We start from the raw sequence: 13667 nt of genomic DNA on the forward strand, positions 1-13667 counted from the left end.
GCTAATGGGTTCAGTAATCGGCTTCCCAGTCGACTGTGATCTGCTTCGCCGCCTGGTCCACATGCTTGACGTACACACCGACGAACGGAATGAGCCGTTCGCCGTTGACCGGCTTGCCATCCTTGCCGGTTGCCGGGTACTCGACACGCAGCACCGAATGGGCGCCGTTGTCGATCATGTCGGCGACCTTGCCGAGTGCAACCCCGGCAACGTTGACCACATCCAGACCGAGCAGGTCGACCCAGTAAAACTCGTCGGTTTCGAGCGAGGGAAACTCGCTGCGGCTCACATAAACACGACAGCCGCGCATGGCGGCTGCAGCGTCGCGACCATCTACACCGGCCAGATGCGCAACGATACTGTCGGAATGGATCTTCGCCTGCAGTACCGGCGTCGACTTGCGTTCCGGATTCGCATCGCGGCCCTTGAGCAGCCACCAGCGCTTCGCGCTCAGCAGCGCGTCGCCGCCGTGCCCGGCGTCCGCATGTGCGGCCACCTTGACCCAACCTTTGAGACCGTAAGCATCGACGATCGCGCCTACTTCAACGGCGTCGGCCGGCCAGCTTTCCGGCGATTCGACACGCATAGGCTGCGTATCGGGACTGGCGTTCGGTGCGGCGGGTGCAGCGGCTTTCGACGGCTTGCGGACAAACGCGCCAAACGGAGCCTCGGATGCCGATGCAGGCGCTTTCGCGCGACCGGAGCCGCTGGAATCAGGCGCTGACATGGACCGACCTCAAAAACTTATTGCGCGAAGGCAGGCGTGCCACGAAACCGTAGCCGCGCTTGCTTTCGCGCATCACCGAGTACATCGCACCGCCGGACCATGCCGCCGATGCAATTACCTGCCGCCATCACGCAGCCGGTTGTGCCTGTTGCGCTTGCTTCACGAGACGCTCGACCGTCGGCGACAGCTGGGCGCCAACGCCTTGCCAGTACGTCAGGCGATCTTGAGCGATACGCAGCGATTCGCCCTTCGTAGCGACCGGGTTGTAGAAACCAACGCGTTCGATGAAGCGGCCGTCACGACGGTTACGCGAATCGGTTGCGACGATGTTGTAGAACGGGCGCTTCTTCGAGCCGCCACGAGCCAAGCGGATGATGACCATACTGGAATCCTTGAAAACCGGGGTTCAGAACCACGAAACGCGAGATTATAGCCCGAAACCAACGCCATAACAAACACTTACGGGGATAAACTGGCGCGCCCAGTCGCACGGACCACACAGTCGCGGCATTCCGGTGCCACAAGATCTTCCGATGAAAGGTTGCCTGGACGCGAAACCCGCGTCGAACCTGGTGCCTGTGCGGCACAGCGCCGCGTGACCGCCGGTGCTCACGCAGCGTAGAATGCGCGTCGGCCCGCGCGCAAGCGCGCCGCATCTTTCCGCAGCCTGTCGCCCTTCCCATGTCCACCGCCGCTTCGACTTCCCCGCGCTTTCGCTCCAAAACGGCCACCGCCGCGCTTGCCTTCTTCTTCGGCACGATCGGTGCGCATCGCTTCTATCTGTATAGCCCGCGCGATCCGTATGGCTGGCTGCACGTGGTCGGCACGCTGCTCGGCATTCCGGGTGTCCTGCTGCTGGTGGCGACCGAGCGGGCCTCGATGCTGGGCTGGTTTCTCGCCGTACCTGGCGCGATATCGCTGCTGTCCGCGTTTCTCGCGGCGATCGTCTATGGCCTGCGCCCGGATGACAAATGGGATGCGCAGTTCAATGCAAACACCGGGCGACACAGCCGCTCAGGCTGGACGGTCATCTTCATCGTGATCTTTTCGCTGCTGATCGGCGCCTTCCTGCTGATGACCGGGCTGGCTCTATCGTTCCAGACTTACTTCGAATCGCAGGTTGAAGCGGCCAAGTCCCTCTCGCAGTAAGGCAGCGCGGCTAGAACAGATCCAGTTGCGGGCTCGCGGGTTTGTCCGGTGCGGCCCGCGGTGCCGGCTTTTGCTCGACGTGCTGGAAATGCGACATGTCGAGAATGCCGCGATCCCGCCGGTTCAACCCAAGACGACGCGCCGCGTTGTAAAAGCGCTGCCGCAGCAGATCGGCCCACAGGCCCTCGCCTTTCATCCGGCTCGCGAACGACGAGTCATAGTCCTTGCCGCCCCGCATGTCGCGCACCCGGCTCATCACACGGTCGGCTCGATCCGGAAAGTGCGCTGTCAACCAGTCCTTGAACAGCGGTGCGACCTCCCACGGCAGCCGCAGCACGATATAGCTGGCGTTCGTCGCACCTGCTTCGGCACAGGCTTCGAGCACGCGCTCCATGTCGGGCTCCGTCACGAACGGAATGACCGGCGCAACGCTCACCCCGACCGGCACCCCCGCTTCGCTCAACGTCCGGATCGTACGCAACCGACGTGCCGGCGTTGCCGCGCGCGGTTCGAGCGTGCGCGCGATATCGGCATCGAGCGTCGTGATCGTGATGGCCGCCATCACCTGCCCGCGCGCGGCCATCGGTGCGAGCAGATCGAGGTCACGTTCGATCAACGATGACTTCGTAATCGCGGCGAACGGCTGGCCGCGGTCGTGCAGCACCTGGATAATGCGACGCGTCAGTCGCAAGTCGCGTTCGACCGGTTGCCACGCGTCGGTATTGACGCCAAGCGCAATCGGCTCCGGCACATAGGACTTCTTCGACATCTCGCGCTCGAGCAGTTCGGGCGCATTGATCTTCGCGTAGATCCGGCTTTCGAAATCGAGCCCCGGCGACAGTCCGAGATAACTGTGTGTCGGCCGCGCAAAGCAGTAGATGCAGCCGTGTTCGCAGCCGCGATACGGGTTCAGCGAGACGTTGAACGGGATATCCGGCGATGCATTGCGCGTGAGGATGCTTTTCGCCTTTTCCTCGAACACCTGCGTGCGCAACGCTGACGGCTCGCCGTCTTCGTCGGGGTTTGGCGCCCAGCCGTCGTCGACGGTTTCGCGCTGGTCGACTTCGTAGCGGCCCTGCAGGTTCGTCACCGCGCCGCGGCCCTTGCGGGGCGCAGGCAGCGCGATCGGAAATTCTCGGTCGGGATTGAAATCGGCGTCGGGATCGGACATGGCAGGGCGCGGCAAACAGCATCAATACTGTACAAATATACAGTGTTTACGCGGTTTGTCGAGCGCCGATACAACGCGAAAAACGTCCCGTACCGGGCGCTATTCGCCCACTGCGATCGCCAGCGATTCCTTGATTTCTTCCATCACCACATAGCTCTTTGACTGCACCGCGCCGGGCAATTGCAGCAGGATGTCGCCGAGCAGTTTGCGGTAGTCGGCCATCTCGCCGATGCGCGCCTTGATCAGATAGTCGAAATCGCCGGAGACGAGATGGCATTCGAGCACCTCGGGGATCTTCTGCACCTCGCGGCGAAACTGGTCGAACATGTTGCCGCTCTTGTGGTCGAGCGTGATCTCGACGAACACCAGCAGCGCCGCACCGAGTTCGGCGGGATTCAGGCGCGCGTAGTAGCCGGTGATCACACCGTCGCGCTCCATCCGCTTCACGCGCTCGATGCATGGCGTGACCGACAGCCCCACCTGCTCCGCGAGGTCCTTCATCGCCATGCGGCCATCCTGCTGCAGAAGCTTGAGGATGCGGTGATCGAGCTTGTCGAGTGCGCGGATCGGTTGACGTTGTGTTCTCATCGTGTTTTTACTGAAAATCGCAAAAATACAATAACAAAACCTAGGGAACGATCAATAGTATAGCGGTTAACACTGGGCCACTCGCGCAACACCTCGTTAATCGAATGTACTGACCGATTCCACGAGCGCCAGGGCCTTTCGACCTCTCTGGAGCAGCTATGCGGGTTGTCATTTTGGGAAGCGGTGTCGTCGGGGTGACGAGCGCCTATTATCTAGCACGCGCCGGTCACGAAGTGACCGTTATCGATCGCGAAGCGGGCCCCGCGCTCGAAACCAGTTTTGCCAATGCCGGCCAGATCTCGCCGGGCTACGCGGCACCGTGGGCGGCACCTGGCGTGCCGCTGAAAGCCGTCAAGTGGATGTTCCAGAAGCATGCGCCGCTCGCCATTCGTCTGGATGGCACGCAATTCCAGCTGCAATGGATGTGGCAGATGCTGCAGAACTGCACGTCCGCACGCTATGCGGTGAACAAAGGCCGTATGGTCCGTCTCGCCGAATACAGCCGCGATTGTCTGCAGGCGCTGCGCGCCGAAACCGGTATCCAGTATGAAGGCCGTACGGGCGGCACGCTGCAGGTGTTCCGCAGCCAGCAGCAACTCGATGGCGCGGCGAAAGACATCGCCGTGCTCCAGGAAGCCAACGTGCCGTACGAGTTGCTGTCGCCGGACGAACTGGCGCGCGCCGAACCGGCGCTCGCCGCGGTTTCGCACAAGCTGACGGGTGGCCTGCGGCTGCCGGGCGATGAAACCGGCGACTGCCAGCTGTTCACCACGCGTCTTGCTGCAATGGCCGAAGAGCTCGGCGTGAAATTCCGCTACAACACACCGATCGACGCACTCGCGATGGCAGGTGGCCGCATCGCCGGCGTCCAGTGCGGCAGCGAACTGGTGCTCGCCGATTCGTTCGTCGTCGCGCTTGGCTCCTACTCAACGAAGTTCTTGTCCAGCATCGTCAAGATTCCTGTGTATCCGCTCAAGGGTTACTCAATCACCGCACCGATCGCAAACGCCGCCGCAGCACCGGTCTCGACCGTGCTCGACGAGACCTACAAGATCGCGATCACGCGCTTCGATGACCGCATCCGTGTGGGCGGCATGGCGGAGATCGTCGGCTTCGACAAGACATTGCGCCAGGCGCGTCGCGAGACGCTCGAAATGTGCGTGAACGATCTGTTCCCGGGCGGCGGCGATACGTCGAAGGCCACCTTCTGGACCGGCCTGCGCCCGATGACGCCGGACGGCACACCGATCGTCGGTCGCACTCCCGTGTCGAACCTGTTCCTGAATACCGGGCACGGTACGCTCGGCTGGACGATGTCGTGCGGTTCGGGCCAGTTGCTCGCCGATCTGATCTCCGGCAAGCAGCCGGCTATTCAATCGGGAGATCTGTCGGTGCATCGCTACCTCGGTGAAACTAGCGGTACCCACCGTCCGGCTTACGCCTGATACTTGCGGCGACGGCTTTTTTGCCGTGATTGACCTGAGAGAACAAACGGCGCCTTTGAGGCGCCGTTTGTTTTGCTACATCGGATTGCCGCCTATGCCAGCGGCAATCCGATCACACCGCAATCAGAACTGATCCTCCGACAACGCCAGCATCCCTTCACCACCCTTCGCACTGACGATCGCCGCTTCGAATGCGCTCGCCTGCGACAACACATGCTCGGCAAAGAACTGCGCCGTCGCGATCTTCGCGCCGTAGAACGAAGGATCGTCGGCCTGTTTTTGCGCGGCCACGAGCAGCGCACGCGCCATCTGCCAGCCGCCCAGCACGATACCCGCGAGCTTCAGATACGGCACGCTGCCAGCGAACACCGCATTCGGATCGCGCCGCGTGTTCTCTACGACAAAGTGCACCGCTGCCTCAAGCGAACGTTGTCCCTGCGCGAGGTGCCGCTGCATCGACGCGAACGCCGAACCCTGCTGCTGGCCAAGCTGTTCGACCGTCTGCGCAATGCCGGCCAGCAGCGTTTTCGCTACCGCGCCGCCGTCACGCACCGTCTTGCGGCCGATCAGATCGTTTGCCTGGATAGCAGTCGTACCTTCGTAGATCGGCAGGATGCGCGCATCGCGGTAATACTGCGCTGCGCCCGTCTCTTCGATGAAGCCCATGCCGCCGTGCACCTGCACGCCGAGGCTCGTCACATCGATCGACAGCTCGGTGCTCCAGCCCTTGACGATCGGCACGAGGAATTCGTAGATCGCCTGATGCTCGGCTCGCTTCGCTTCATCGGGATGCCGATGCGCGATATCGCAATGAGCAGCGGCGACATAAGCGAGCGCACGCGAAGCTTCGGTCAGGCCGCGCATCGTCGATAGCATGCGGCGCACGTCCGGATGCTGAATGATCGCCACCGACTGCTTCGCCGATCCATCGACCGGACGGCTCTGCACACGCTCCTTCGCATACGCGACCGCCTGCTGATACGCGCGATCCGATACGCTGACGCCCTGCAACCCGACCGCGAAACGCGCCGCGTTCATCATGATGAACATGTACTCGAGACCGCGATTCTCTTCGCCGATCAGATGGCCGAGCGCGCCGCCGTGATCGCCGAACTGCAGAACCGCCGTCGGACTCGCCTTGATACCGAGCTTGTGTTCGATCGACACGCAATGCACGTCGTTGCGCTCACCGAGCGAGCCGTCCGCGTTGACGAGAAACTTCGGCACGATGAAAAGCGAAATGCCCTTCACGCCTTCGGGCGCGCCGGGTGTGCGTGCCAGCACGAGATGGGCGATGTTCTTCGCCATGTCGTGCTCGCCCCACGTGATGAAGATCTTCGTGCCGAAAATCTTGTACGCGCCGTCACCGGTCGGCTCCGCGCGCGTACGCACCAGCGCGAGATCGGAGCCGGCCTGCGGCTCCGTGAGGTTCATCGTACCGGTCCACTCGCCGGAGATCAGCTTCGGTACGTAGGCCTGTTTCTGTTCTTCGGTGCCAGCGGTGAGCAGCGCTTCGATCGCGCCGTCTGTCAAGAGCGGACACAGTGCAAACGACAGGTTCGATGCGTTGAGCATCTCGACGCAAGGCGTCGCGATCAGCTTCGGCAGACCCTGCCCTTCGTAATCGATTGGGTGCTGGACACCTTGCCAGCCGCCTTCGGCAAACTGGCGAAACGCGTCGGCAAAACCCGGCGTCGCCGTGACCTTGCCGTCGCGCCAGCTACTCGGATTGCGATCGCCTTCCACATTCAGCGGCGCCAGAACTTCGCCGCAGAATCGCGCGGATTCTTCGAGTACGGCCTGAGCGGTCTCGAGGTTCGCATCTTCGAAGCCCGGCAGTGCCGCGATGTCTTCGATACCGGCCAGTTCCTTCATGACGAACAGCATGTCACGGATGGGCGCGTTGTACATGTCAGTTCTCCTCCTGCCTGAATGTTGTAGCTGAGCGATATAAAAAAGGGGCGCGGGACTTCAGGTCCTGCGCCCCTTCGGTTACTGCCGGCCGCCTGTTGCGCGGCGTTGTCTAGTGCTATTCAGCGCTAGTCGGCGTCGATCCGTGCGCACCCGCTGGGCGCGCAGTCGACACTCAAAGCTCGCCGACGAGCTCCGGAACAACCGTGAACAGATCGCCCACCAGACCGTAATCGGCCACGCTGAAAATCGGCGCTTCCGGGTCTTTGTTGATCGCCACGATGACCTTCGAGTCTTTCATCCCTGCCAGATGCTGGATCGCTCCGGAGATACCCACCGCGATATACAGCTGCGGCGCAACGATCTTGCCGGTCTGTCCGACCTGATAGTCGTTCGGCACGAAGCCAGCATCGACGGCTGCACGCGAAGCACCCAGCGCCGCGTTCAGCTTGTCCGCGAGCGGCTCGAGCACCTTCGTGTAGTTCTCGCCGCTGCCCAGCCCACGGCCGCCCGACACGATGATGCTTGCCGAAGTCAGCTCAGGACGATCCAGCTTCGTCACTTCACGGCTAACGAACTCCGAGAGACCGGAATCCGCTGCTGCGTCGATCTTCTCGACCGATGCGCTGCCGCCTTCGGCCGCAACCGGGTCGAAACCGGTCGTACGGACCGTGATGACCTTGATCGGATCGGTGGATTGGACCGTTGCGATGGCGTTGCCTGCGTAGATCGGGCGCTCGAACGTGTCGGCGCTATCTACAGCGGTGATGTCGCTGATCTGCGCAACATCGAGCTTCGCCGCGACGCGCGGAGCGATGTTCTTGCCGTAGGGGGTGGCCGGCGCGAGGATGTGCGTATAAGCCTTGGCAATGGCCACGACCGTCGCTTCGACGTTCTCTGCAAGGCCCGCTTCCAGTTGCGGCGCATCGGCCAGCAGCACCTTCGATACACCAGCGATCTTCGCCGCTGCATCGGCCGCGCCCTGCGCGTTGTGACCTGCCACCAGCACGTGAATATCGCCGCCGATCTTCTGCGCCGCTGCAATCGTGTTCAGCGTCGCGGGCTTGATCGACGCGCTGTCGTGTTCTGCAATTACAAGATTCGTCATGTTGTCGGTCTCCTCACAGCACCTTGGCTTCGGTCTTCAGCTTCTCGACCAGCGTCTTCACGTCCGGCACCTTCACACCGGCGCTGCGCTTGGCCGGCTCGACCACTTTCAGCGTCTTCAGGCGCGGCGTCACGTCGACACCGAGGTCTTCGGGCTTGACGATTTCGAGCGGCTTCTTCTTCGCCTTCATGATGTTGGGCAGCGTCACGTAGCGCGGCTCGTTCAGGCGCAGATCGGTAGTGACAACGGCCGGCAGCTTCAGCGACAGCGTTTCCGCACCGCCGTCGACTTCGCGCGACACCGTCGCCTTGCCGTCGGCAACGACGACCTTCGATGCAAACGTAGCCTGCGGCAGATTCGCCAGCGCGGCGAGCATCTGGCCGGTCTGGTTCGAGTCGTCGTCGATGGCCTGCTTGCCGAGGATCACCAGTTGCGGTTGTTCCTTGTCGACCAGCGCCTTGAGCAGCTTGGCCACGGCCAGCGGCTGCAGATCTTCATTCGATTCGATGAGGATTGCGCGGTCCGCGCCGATCGCGAGCGCCGTGCGCAGCGTTTCCTGCGCCTGCGTCACACCTGCCGACACCGCGATCACTTCGGTCGCAATACCCGCTTCCTTCAACCGTACCGCCTCTTCCACCGCGATTTCGTCGAACGGGTTCATCGACATCTTCACGTTCGCAATGTCGACTCCCGTGCCGTCCGACTTCACACGGACCTTCACGTTGTAATCGACCACTCTCTTGACTGGCACCAGGATTTTCATGCACACGCTCCAAAGTTACGAATACGTCAACCCAGCGGCCATTATAACGACTGCCTTCTTCCAGACAGTCGGTGGCGTGGGTTTGCTGCGAGGATATTGCGCCCTGACACGACACCGGCAAGGAAACGGGCAGGACGGTCGGTGGGCTTGACTGCGATAGCGAACGATCGTTCTATTTTAAACGCAAAAAAACCCGGGTGCCAACCCCGGGTTCCGACCGACGCCTCTAACTGGTGGCGAGGCCTCCGCATTTGCGTGGCGACACGCATGCTCACCAGGCAGCAACGACCGAACCGCCAAAGCGGCTTTCGATGAACTGCTTCACTTCCGCTGAGTGATAGGCGGCCACGAATTTCGCCACCCACGGCTTGTTGCGGTCCGCCGCACGGATCACGAGAATGTTGGCGTACGGACCTTGCGGATCTTCGATGGCGATCGCGTCCTGCTTCGGCTTCAGGCCCGCCTCCATCGCGAAGTTCGTGTTGATTGCAGCGGCATCGACGTCGCCGAGCGAACGCGGAATCTGCGCCGCATCGAGTTCGACGATCTTCAGTTTCTTCGGGTTATCGACGATATCGAGCGGTGTTGCCTTCAACCCCGCGTCGGCGCGCAGTTTGAGCAGACCGTTTTTCTGCAGCAGCAGCAACGCGCGACCGCCGTTGGTCGGATCGTTCGGTACCGCGATCTTCGCTCCGTTTTGCAGTTCGGCCAGCGACTTCACTTTCTTCGAATAGATGCCCATCGGGAACGTGACGGTATCCGCGATCTTGATCAGCGGATAGCCGCGGTCCTTCACCTGCGCCTGCAGATAGGGCTCGTGCTGGTAGCTGTTTGCATCGAGGTCGCCGGCGGCGAGCGCGGCGTTCGGTTGCACGTAGTCGGAGAATTCGACGATCTTGATGTTCAGGCCGTTCTTCGCGGCGACGCCTTTCACCACTTCCATCAGTTGCGCGTGCGGGCCGCCGGTGACGCCGACCTTGATGGTGTCATCGGCCTGGGCCGGCGTGGCGAAAACGGTGAACAGCGACGCGGCGCCGAGCGCGGCCGCGAGCCTGACAATGAAACGACGTTGCATGACCGACCTTTATGATTCTCGTTGAACGGGTTATCGAGCGAATCGCAACACAACCCTTGTTATTTATGGCTCAAACGACGCACGAGCCAATCCCCGAACGACTGCACCAACTGTACGAACACGATCAGGATCACGACGACCGTCAGCATCACTTCCGGCAGGAAGCGCTGATAACCGTAGCGGATACCCAGATCGCCCAACCCGCCGCCGCCGATCGCCCCGGCCATCGCCGAGTAGCCAACCAGCGAAACGAAGGTGATCGTCAGACCCGCGACGACGCCAGGCAGCGACTCCGGCAACAGCACCTTGAACACGATCTGCGAGGTTGTCGCGCCCATTGCCTGAGCGGCTTCGATGAGCCCGCGGTCCACTTCGCGCAACGCCGTCTCGACTAGCCGCGCGATAAACGGTGCGGCGGCGATCGTCAGCGGCACGACAGCAGCGGCTGTGCCGATCGACGAGCCCACGACGAGCCGCGTGAACGGAATCACCGCCACCAGCAGGATGATGAACGGCGTCGAACGCACTGCATTGACCACGATACCCATCACGCGATTCACCGCGATGTTCTGCAGCACGCCCTGGCGGTCGGTCAGATACAGCAGCACGCCAAGCGGCACACCGGCGAGCGCGCCGACCGCACCGGAAATGCCCACCATCACGAGCGTTTCCCAGAACGACTGCACGAACATATCGAACATTTCACTCAACATACGAAAGCTCCTCGACCACCACACCCTGTTCGCGCAAAAACGCTATCGCCTGCGCGACTTTCAGCGGCTCGCCGCCCGCCAGCACCGCGAGCGAGCCGAACGCCTGGCCCTGAATCTCGTCGATCTGGCCGTGCAGGATGTTGAAGTCCAGTTCGTAGCGACGGATCGTTTCCGACAGGATCGGTTGATCGACGCCCGAGCCCGTGAACGCGAGACGCAACAGATGACCGCTGCCGGTCTTGAGACGCTCGGCTACGCGCGCCTTCATCGCTGGCGGCAGTTCCTGCGCGATCACATCGCCGATCAGCGCGCGCGTCACTTCGTGGTGCGGCTGCAGGAACACATCGATGACCTTGCCTTCCTCGACGACACGCCCCGCATCGAGCACCGCGACGCGATCGCAGACCTGCTTGATCACGTCCATCTGGTGCGTGATCAGCACGACGGTCAAACCGAATTCGCGGTTGATGCGCTTGAGCAGATCGAGAATCGAGCGCGTGGTTTCCGGATCGAGCGCAGAGGTCGCTTCGTCGGAGAGCAGCACCTTCGGCTTGCTCGCCAGCGCCCGCGCGATGCCGACACGCTGCTTCTGGCCGCCGCTGATCTGCGCCGGATAGCGATCCTGCTGCGCCGAAAGACCAACCAGGTCGAGCAGCGGCAAGACGGTCGCCTTGATCTCGGCCGCCGACATGCCGGCCAGTTCGAGCGGCAACGCGACGTTGCCGTAAACCGTGCGCGACGACAGCAGGTTGAAATGCTGGAAGATCATGCCGATTTCGCGCCGCGCTTCGCGCAACTGCGCGGCGGGCAGCGTCGTCAGATCGCGGCCGTCGACGACGATATTGCCCTCGGTGGGCCGTGTCAGCAGGTTGATCGTCCGCACGAGCGTGCTTTTGCCCGCGCCACTGCGTCCGATGATGCCGAACACTTCGCCCTGCGGAATGGACAGATTGACGTTGTGCAGCGCTTCGACCCAACCGCGGGGCCCCGCGAAACGCTGCGAGATGTTGCGTATTTCGATCATTGAGAACAGGACGGCGGTCTGCCGGACGACGGATCGTCCGTCGCGATGATCGCAAAGGTCAGCCGCCGCCTTGATAGAGGATGGCTGGCGATTTTACCGCAGCGTCGACATTTCCCTTAATAATCAATTCCGATCTTTTCATAACGGGAGAGCATTAGAGGACACCCGCGGTCATCATCTGTACGCCCGCTTCGCCGCAGCCACTATGATCGGGCGAATCTCAGAACAACCACGACGGAGACCCCCGCCCCATGGAGACACCCCAGTCTGTTGCCGCCGCTGCCGTGCCTACGGCCGGTAAGGCGCCTGACGTATCGAACGTCGTGACCGGCGACGGTATCGAGCTGCCCCTGTACCGCTGGCCCGTGACGTCGCCGCGCGCGACCGTCGCGCTGGTACACGGTCTCGCGGAGCATGCGGGACGCTATACGGCGCTGGCGCAACGGCTGAACGCGGCCGGCATCGAACTGTTCGCCGTCGATCTGCGCGGTCACGGCCGCGCGCCCGGCTTGCGCGTGTGGGTCGAGCGATTCGACGATTATCTGCAGGACGCCGATGCGTTGCTCGACGCCGCGGCCCGCAGCAGCGCACCGCTCTTCCTGATGGGGCACAGCATGGGCGGCGAGATCGCGGCGCTGTACGCGATCGAACGGGCTGCGACTCGCGGCCGCCGTTTTTCCGGCTTGATCCTGTCGAGCCCGGCGCTCGCCCCGGGCCGCGACGTGCCGCGCTGGATGATCGGGCTAAGCCGGATTATCAGTCGCGTATGGCCGCGTTTTCCGGCCCTCAAGATCGACGCGGCGCTTCTGTCGCGCAACCCGGCCGTCGTCGACAACAACCGGCACGATCTGCTCGTCCATCACGGCGCGGTGCCCGCACGCACCGGCGCCGAAATCCTGCTCGCGATGACGCGCATCGAACGCGGCCGGGCCGGTTTGCGGCTACCGCTGCTCGTCTATCACGGCACGCGCGACAAGCTCACCGAACCCGATGGCAGCCGTACGTTCGGCACGCAGGCCGGCTCGCCCGACAAGACGCTCACGCTGTACGAGGGGAGCTATCACGAGACGATGAACGACCTCGATCGCACGCAGGTGATCGATGCGTTGATCGAATGGATAGTGAAGCGCGCTGTGTGAAGTTGAAGTGCGTCGGTTCAGCGCTGCCAGTCGGGCGGGCGTTTGTCGATGAACGCCTGCACGCCTTCGAGCGCGGAGGCATCCATCATGTTGCAGGCCATCGTCTGGCCAGCAAGCTGATACGCGGCATCGATGCCCATTTCGAGCTGGCGGTAAAAGAGCCCTTTCCCCGCGCGCACGGCCTCGCGCGGTTTCGCGCAGATGCTCGAGGCTAGCGCGGCGACTGCTGCGTCGAGTTCGTCGAGCGGCACGACGCGGTTGACGAGTCCTTGCTGTAGCGCGCGTTGCGCATCGATGAAGTCGCCGGTCAGCAGCATTTCGAGCGCCGCCTTGCGCGACAGGTTGCGCGACAGCGGCACCGACGGTGTCGCGCAGAACAGCCCGAGGTTGACGCCCGATACTGCGAAGCGCGCCGAATCGGCTGCGACGGCGAGATCGCACATCGCGACGAGCTGGCAACCCGCCGCGGTCGCGACGCCATGCACCCGTGCGATGACCGGCTGCGGCAGACGCTGGACAGTCAGCATCATCTTCGTGCAGCGCGCGAAGAGCGCCTCGTAGTAGCCGGCCGATGGCGCCGCCCGCATTTCCTTCAGGTCGTGCCCCGCACAAAACGCGCGACCCGCGCCGGCGATCACGACTACGCGCGCATCCGAATGTTCGAGCGAGGCGAGCTGTGTTTGCAGTTCGTCGAGCAGCGCTTCCGACAGCGCATTGAACGCATCGGGCCGGTTCAGCGTCAGGCAGACCAGATCGCGCACGCCATACGCATGGTGCTTAACGTCGACGAGTGACGCGCGACCGGTTTTGTCTGACACGGGAATCTGCGAAGTACCGCTCATCACGCGCTCCTT

General features: G+C 62.7%; 14 protein-coding genes. 3 read left to right on the plus strand and 11 right to left on the minus strand.

Going from position 1 to position 13667, the window contains the following annotated elements:
* Positions 1-10: 10 nt before the first annotated feature.
* Both rimM and rpsP read right to left on the minus strand, forming a co-directional pair.
* A complete protein-coding gene (gene rimM, locus M0D65_RS04810) occupies positions 11-727 on the minus strand; it encodes a ribosome maturation factor RimM (RefSeq protein ID WP_266251538.1) in 717 nt (238 codons plus the stop codon).
* Between the two features lie 127 nt (positions 728-854).
* Positions 855-1109 carry a 30S ribosomal protein S16 gene (gene rpsP, locus M0D65_RS04815; RefSeq protein ID WP_091011518.1) on the minus strand — a complete coding sequence of 85 codons (255 nt, stop codon included), beginning with the start codon at positions 1107-1109 and terminating at the stop codon, positions 855-857.
* 299 nt (positions 1110-1408) lie between these two features.
* Here rpsP and M0D65_RS04820 point away from each other — a divergent pair, with 299 nt between their 5' ends.
* Positions 1409-1876 carry a TM2 domain-containing protein gene (locus tag M0D65_RS04820; protein ID WP_266251540.1) on the plus strand — a complete coding sequence of 156 codons (468 nt, stop codon included), beginning with the start codon at positions 1409-1411 and terminating at the stop codon, positions 1874-1876.
* A 10-nt stretch (positions 1877-1886) separates the two neighbouring features.
* Here the strand turns inward: M0D65_RS04820 and M0D65_RS04825 are convergent, their stop codons facing one another.
* Positions 1887-3047, minus strand: coding sequence for a PA0069 family radical SAM protein (locus M0D65_RS04825; protein WP_266251542.1), 1161 nt, complete (start codon positions 3045-3047; stop codon positions 1887-1889).
* Between the two features lie 99 nt (positions 3048-3146).
* On the minus strand, positions 3147-3635 hold the full coding sequence (locus M0D65_RS04830) for an Lrp/AsnC ligand binding domain-containing protein (protein ID WP_091011515.1): 489 nt from the start codon (positions 3633-3635) through the stop codon (positions 3147-3149).
* 158 nt (positions 3636-3793) lie between these two features.
* Here M0D65_RS04830 and M0D65_RS04835 point away from each other — a divergent pair, with 158 nt between their 5' ends.
* Complete coding sequence (locus M0D65_RS04835) at positions 3794-5080, plus strand: D-amino acid dehydrogenase (protein ID WP_266251544.1); 1287 nt, start codon at positions 3794-3796, stop codon at positions 5078-5080.
* 123 nt (positions 5081-5203) lie between these two features.
* On the opposite strand, the gene M0D65_RS04840 is transcribed toward M0D65_RS04835, so the two are convergent.
* The 6 genes from M0D65_RS04840 to M0D65_RS04865 form a co-directional block, all read right to left on the minus strand.
* Positions 5204-6991: an acyl-CoA dehydrogenase gene (locus M0D65_RS04840; protein ID WP_266251546.1), complete on the minus strand. Its 1788-nt coding sequence runs from the start codon at positions 6989-6991 to the stop codon at positions 5204-5206.
* A gap of 175 nt (positions 6992-7166) precedes the next feature.
* Complete coding sequence (locus M0D65_RS04845; protein ID WP_266251548.1) at positions 7167-8099, minus strand: electron transfer flavoprotein subunit alpha/FixB family protein; 933 nt, start codon at positions 8097-8099, stop codon at positions 7167-7169.
* A 13-nt stretch (positions 8100-8112) separates the two neighbouring features.
* Positions 8113-8862, minus strand: a complete 750-nt coding sequence (locus M0D65_RS04850) for an electron transfer flavoprotein subunit beta/FixA family protein (RefSeq protein ID WP_266251550.1) — start codon at positions 8860-8862, stop codon at positions 8113-8115.
* A 271-nt stretch (positions 8863-9133) separates the two neighbouring features.
* Complete coding sequence (locus tag M0D65_RS04855) at positions 9134-9937, minus strand: MetQ/NlpA family ABC transporter substrate-binding protein (RefSeq protein WP_091011510.1); 804 nt, start codon at positions 9935-9937, stop codon at positions 9134-9136.
* 59 nt (positions 9938-9996) lie between these two features.
* Entirely contained in the window at positions 9997-10650 is a 654-nt protein-coding gene (locus M0D65_RS04860; protein ID WP_091011650.1) for a methionine ABC transporter permease, read from the minus strand.
* Entirely contained in the window at positions 10640-11674 is a 1035-nt protein-coding gene (locus tag M0D65_RS04865) for a methionine ABC transporter ATP-binding protein (protein WP_091011509.1), read from the minus strand. Before M0D65_RS04865 ends, M0D65_RS04860 begins: the two co-directional genes overlap by 11 nt.
* A gap of 251 nt (positions 11675-11925) precedes the next feature.
* Between M0D65_RS04865 and M0D65_RS04870 the strand changes: the two genes are divergently transcribed.
* Positions 11926-12813, plus strand: coding sequence for an alpha/beta hydrolase (locus M0D65_RS04870; protein ID WP_091011508.1), 888 nt, complete (start codon positions 11926-11928; stop codon positions 12811-12813).
* 17 nt (positions 12814-12830) lie between these two features.
* On the opposite strand, the gene M0D65_RS04875 is transcribed toward M0D65_RS04870, so the two are convergent.
* Complete coding sequence (locus tag M0D65_RS04875; RefSeq protein ID WP_091011507.1) at positions 12831-13655, minus strand: enoyl-CoA hydratase; 825 nt, start codon at positions 13653-13655, stop codon at positions 12831-12833.
* Between the last annotated feature and the right edge of the window lie 12 nt (positions 13656-13667).

It is taken from the genome of Paraburkholderia sp. CHISQ3 (assembly GCF_030464945.1).
Lineage (GTDB): Bacteria > Pseudomonadota > Gammaproteobacteria > Burkholderiales > Burkholderiaceae > Paraburkholderia > Paraburkholderia megapolitana.

Coding starts and splice junctions, on each gene's coding strand:
- M0D65_RS04850 (WP_266251550.1), bottom strand. CDS start 8,862: ATGAAAATCCTGGTGCCAGTCAAGAGAGTGGTCGATTACAACGTGAAG.
- M0D65_RS04835 (WP_266251544.1), top strand. CDS start 3,794: ATGCGGGTTGTCATTTTGGGAAGCGGTGTCGTCGGGGTGACGAGCGCC.
- M0D65_RS04875 (WP_091011507.1), bottom strand. CDS start 13,655: ATGAGCGGTACTTCGCAGATTCCCGTGTCAGACAAAACCGGTCGCGCG.
- M0D65_RS04820 (WP_266251540.1), top strand. CDS start 1,409: ATGTCCACCGCCGCTTCGACTTCCCCGCGCTTTCGCTCCAAAACGGCC.
- rpsP (WP_091011518.1), bottom strand. CDS start 1,109: ATGGTCATCATCCGCTTGGCTCGTGGCGGCTCGAAGAAGCGCCCGTTC.
- rimM (WP_266251538.1), bottom strand. CDS start 727: ATGTCAGCGCCTGATTCCAGCGGCTCCGGTCGCGCGAAAGCGCCTGCA.
- M0D65_RS04840 (WP_266251546.1), bottom strand. CDS start 6,991: ATGTACAACGCGCCCATCCGTGACATGCTGTTCGTCATGAAGGAACTG.
- M0D65_RS04860 (WP_091011650.1), bottom strand. CDS start 10,650: ATGTTGAGTGAAATGTTCGATATGTTCGTGCAGTCGTTCTGGGAAACG.
- M0D65_RS04870 (WP_091011508.1), top strand. CDS start 11,926: ATGGAGACACCCCAGTCTGTTGCCGCCGCTGCCGTGCCTACGGCCGGT.
- M0D65_RS04845 (WP_266251548.1), bottom strand. CDS start 8,099: ATGACGAATCTTGTAATTGCAGAACACGACAGCGCGTCGATCAAGCCC.
- M0D65_RS04825 (WP_266251542.1), bottom strand. CDS start 3,047: ATGTCCGATCCCGACGCCGATTTCAATCCCGACCGAGAATTTCCGATC.
- M0D65_RS04865 (WP_091011509.1), bottom strand. CDS start 11,674: ATGATCGAAATACGCAACATCTCGCAGCGTTTCGCGGGGCCCCGCGGT.
- M0D65_RS04855 (WP_091011510.1), bottom strand. CDS start 9,937: ATGCAACGTCGTTTCATTGTCAGGCTCGCGGCCGCGCTCGGCGCCGCG.
- M0D65_RS04830 (WP_091011515.1), bottom strand. CDS start 3,635: ATGAGAACACAACGTCAACCGATCCGCGCACTCGACAAGCTCGATCAC.